At 72.3% G+C, this 3,107-nt stretch carries 5 protein-coding genes; 4 read left to right on the top strand and 1 reads right to left on the bottom strand.

From position 1 onward, the window contains the following. Both QH270_RS22290 and QH270_RS22285 read left to right on the top strand, forming a co-directional pair. Nucleotides 1-579, top strand: a 579-nt coding sequence (locus QH270_RS22290; protein WP_280345739.1) for a lysoplasmalogenase family protein, incomplete at its 5' end; no start/stop codon positions are given. Between the two features lie 165 nt (nt 580-744). After that, complete coding sequence (locus QH270_RS22285) at nt 745-1,683, top strand: alpha/beta fold hydrolase (protein ID WP_280345736.1); 939 nt, start codon at nt 745-747, stop codon at nt 1,681-1,683. A gap of 84 nt (nt 1,684-1,767) precedes the next feature. On the opposite strand, the gene QH270_RS22280 is transcribed toward QH270_RS22285, so the two are convergent. Further along, a complete protein-coding gene (locus QH270_RS22280; RefSeq protein ID WP_280345735.1) occupies nt 1,768-2,232 on the bottom strand; it encodes a hypothetical protein in 465 nt (154 codons plus the stop codon). Nucleotides 2,233-2,316: 84 nt separating this feature from the next. Here QH270_RS22280 and QH270_RS22275 point away from each other — a divergent pair, with 84 nt between their 5' ends. Further along, nucleotides 2,317-2,631 (top strand): DUF4190 domain-containing protein, encoded by a 315-nt coding sequence (locus tag QH270_RS22275; protein ID WP_280345733.1) that lies wholly within the window; start codon nt 2,317-2,319, stop codon nt 2,629-2,631. Nucleotides 2,632-2,656: 25 nt separating this feature from the next. Next, nucleotides 2,657-3,107, top strand: a 451-nt coding sequence (locus QH270_RS22270; protein WP_280345730.1) for an RNA methyltransferase, incomplete at its 3' end; no start/stop codon positions are given.

The following is a 3,107-nucleotide window of genomic DNA, read 5'->3' as shown; positions in this document are numbered from 1 at the left end:
GGCGCTGATGGTGCTGAGCCTGGACGGAGGACCCGTACCCAGCGGCGTCATCCGCTACGCGGCGGCCTTCGGCGACATCTGACGGGCAGTCGCCCACTGGTCCCCGGGGGGGGGGGGGGGGCCCGGGGGGCGGGGCCGGGGGGCCACCGGTTTGGGGGGTGTGGGGGGGCGGGGGGGGGGGGGGGGGGGGGGGGCCCCGGCCCCCGCGCCGCGATCGCCGCGCCGCGTCTGCTGGCGTGGGCGGGCGCGGCCGGTCTGCTGCGCGCGAAGGCGCCGGTGCTCGCGGTGCCGCTGACCGCCTACGGCGCCACCCTCGGCACCGCGGCCACCCTGGCCTCCGATCCTGCCCTGGCTCCAGATGCGAAAAACATTGCGGGACTGAATATCCCGAACAGTGACCCGCGGAGCCGCTACGGCGTGGGCGCGCTGCTGTTCACGGTTTCGGACGGGCTGATCGTTCTGCGCAGGCTCTTCGCGCGCGACGAGCGGGCCCGCCGCGTCAGCGAGGGCGTCATCCTGGCGACCTACGCAGCGGCACAGTATCTGCTGACGGAACCGCCGACGAAGAAGGAGCTCTGACCGGAACGCGGGCCCTACGCGGCTGACTCCCTAGGGGACTGACCCGGCCTCGAACTCTTCGCAGTACGTCGTCGGCACGCACGAGTCCTGCCGGGAGCGAGCCCGGTCACGCAGGTCTTACCTGCGCGACCTTCGCGCGCAACACCGGCCGCGCACGCTTCGAAGATGACCGGGCAGGTGCAGTTCATCGAGGTGCACGGGTATCGCCGTGCGTTCCGGATGGCCGGGTCGGGGCCGCCGCTGCTGCTCATCCACGGCATCTCCGACAGCTCGGCGACCTGGGCGCCGGTCTTCGACGCGCTCGCCGAGCACTACACCGTCATCGCGCCCGACCTGCTCGGCCACGGCGAATCGGCCAAGCCGCGCGCCGACTACGCGATCGCGGCCTACGCGAACGGCATGCGGGATCTGCTCAGCGTGCTCGGGATCGAGCGGGCCACCCTGGTCGGGCATTCGCTCGGCGGCGGGATCGCGATGCAGTTCGTCTACCAGTTCCCGGAGCGGGTGCAGCGAGTCGCGCTGGTCTGTCCGGCGGGAATGGGTGCCGGGGTGCACCCGGCGTTCCGGCTGGCCACGCTCCCCGGCGCCGGGCCGGGGCTGATGGCGGTCACCAGCTGGCCGGTGCGCACGGCTGTGCGCGCGGCGATTCCGGTGGTGCGCGAACTCGGTGGACTCGGACTCGGCCCCGACTCCGACTATGTGCTCCGGCTCTACGGCGGACTCTCCGACACCGGCGCGCGCAACGCCTTCCTGCGCACGATCCGCGCCGCCGCCGACCGGCGCGGGCAATCCATCACCATGCTCGACCGCGGCTACCTCGCCGCGCACCTGCCGACGCTGATCATCGGCGGCACCCGCGACACCGTCATCCCGTCGGTCCACGCCGAACGCGCCCACCGCGCCTTCCCCGGTTCGCTGCTGGAGATCTTCGAGGGCGCCGGCCACTTCCCGCACCACCACGACCCGGATCGCTTCGCGAAACTGCTCCACGCCTTCATCGAGCAGACCGACCCCGCGGTCTTCGATGCCCAGCGCTGGCAACGGACGCTGCGTCGTGGCCGCCCGATCGTCGGACTGCCGGTCCTCGACGCGGCCCCCGGCTGACGGTGCGTAAGCGCAGGGCCGCTCACGGGAGGACTCACCCGGCAGCACCCGCAAGGCGCAGGTCCGCCGCACCGTGATCCTCGTTCAGCCGGGCGCGCGGGGCGGCGGCATCACCATGATCCGGTCCCGATCGGTCGGATCGACCCGGATCGGCAGGGTTTCCCCGATCACCATCCGTGGCTTGTCCACCGGCATCACGTCGACCACGATCTTGCCGTGATAGCTGTCGGAGCCGGGCACGGTCAGCTCCACGTCCAGCTCGGTGAGTTCGCTGGAGTGATCGGTGCGCGCGAGCGGCCGCACACCGTCGATGCGCGCCCAGCCCTCCAGGCCGTGGCGCCGCAACTGCCGCTCGGCCCTGGTCGGCATGGCGGCGATGGCCATCGCGATGCCGGAAGCGGCGCCGAACAACCCGACCATGATCAACACCTGATACGGCGTCGTCCCCGGTGGCGCGTGCGGGGCGAGCCAGCCGAGCCATACCGCGAGCGCGACCAGGTACAGCGCGACGACGCAGGCCATCGCCTGCAGAATGCGTGTGTGCTCCATACCGTCGACCACCCGTGAGCCCTACGAGTCCAGGATAGGTCCGGTCGCGGCGCCTGCCGCCCGTCGCGCGATTACGATTCGCGCATGAGCACTCCGCCGCCTCCGGGCTATCCGGGCTACGTCCCGCCGCAAGATCACCCGCAGGCGAACCTTGTGCTGATCCTCGGCATCCTGGGTCTCGCGTTCTGTGGCCTGTGCGCGCCGTTCGCGTGGCTGAAGGGCCGCGCGGTGCTCGCCGAGATCGACGCCTCGCAGGGCCGCGTCGGCGGACGCTCGGCGGTCTACGCCGGCTACATCTGCGGCCTCATCGGCACGATCCTGCTGGCCGTGATGGTGCTCTTCGGCCTCGGCGGGCTCATCCTCTTCCTGATCGTGGGGGCGGCCGAGTCTTCGGCCTGACCGGCCCGGGCCTAGCATTCTCCGGGTGAACGAGTCAGTGTCAACGCCCGAGGTGGAGGTCGCGGGTCCGACCGAATGGGGCGAGCACCCGCACGGACTCGGCCCGTGGGAGCAGGAGTACGGCACCCCGGCGCCCACCGACCCCCGCTACGACCCGGTGCTGCTCCTCGAGGGTGATCGGCGCAATGTGGTCGACGCCTACCGCTACTGGACGCGCGAGGCCATCGTCGCCGATATCGACGCCCGCCGCTTCCCGTTCCACGTGGCCATCGAGAACTTCGGCCACGACGCCAATATCGGCACGGTCGTCCGCACCGCCAACGCGTTCGCGGCGGCGGCGGTGCACATCGTCGGGCGCCGGCGCGGGAACCGGCGCGGGGCCATGGTCACCGCCCGCGACCAGCACCGGATGCACCACGGCGCCCACGCCGCACAGCGCGCCGACGCCCCCCCGCCGGGGCGGACGATCGTCGCGG

The sequence above is a fragment of the Nocardia neocaledoniensis genome (assembly GCF_029868625.1).
Taxonomy (GTDB): Bacteria; Actinomycetota; Actinomycetes; order Mycobacteriales; family Mycobacteriaceae; genus Nocardia; species Nocardia neocaledoniensis_A.
This window is presented reverse-complemented; position numbering and strand designations above follow the sequence as displayed.

Bases quoted from the DNA above. Each gene is read 5' to 3' on its own strand.
- QH270_RS22285 (WP_280345736.1), top strand. From the start codon at position 745: ATGACCGGGCAGGTGCAGTTCATCGAGGTGCACGGGTATCGCCGTGCG.
- QH270_RS22280 (WP_280345735.1), bottom strand. From the start codon at position 2,232: ATGGAGCACACACGCATTCTGCAGGCGATGGCCTGCGTCGTCGCGCTG.
- QH270_RS22275 (WP_280345733.1), top strand. From the start codon at position 2,317: ATGAGCACTCCGCCGCCTCCGGGCTATCCGGGCTACGTCCCGCCGCAA.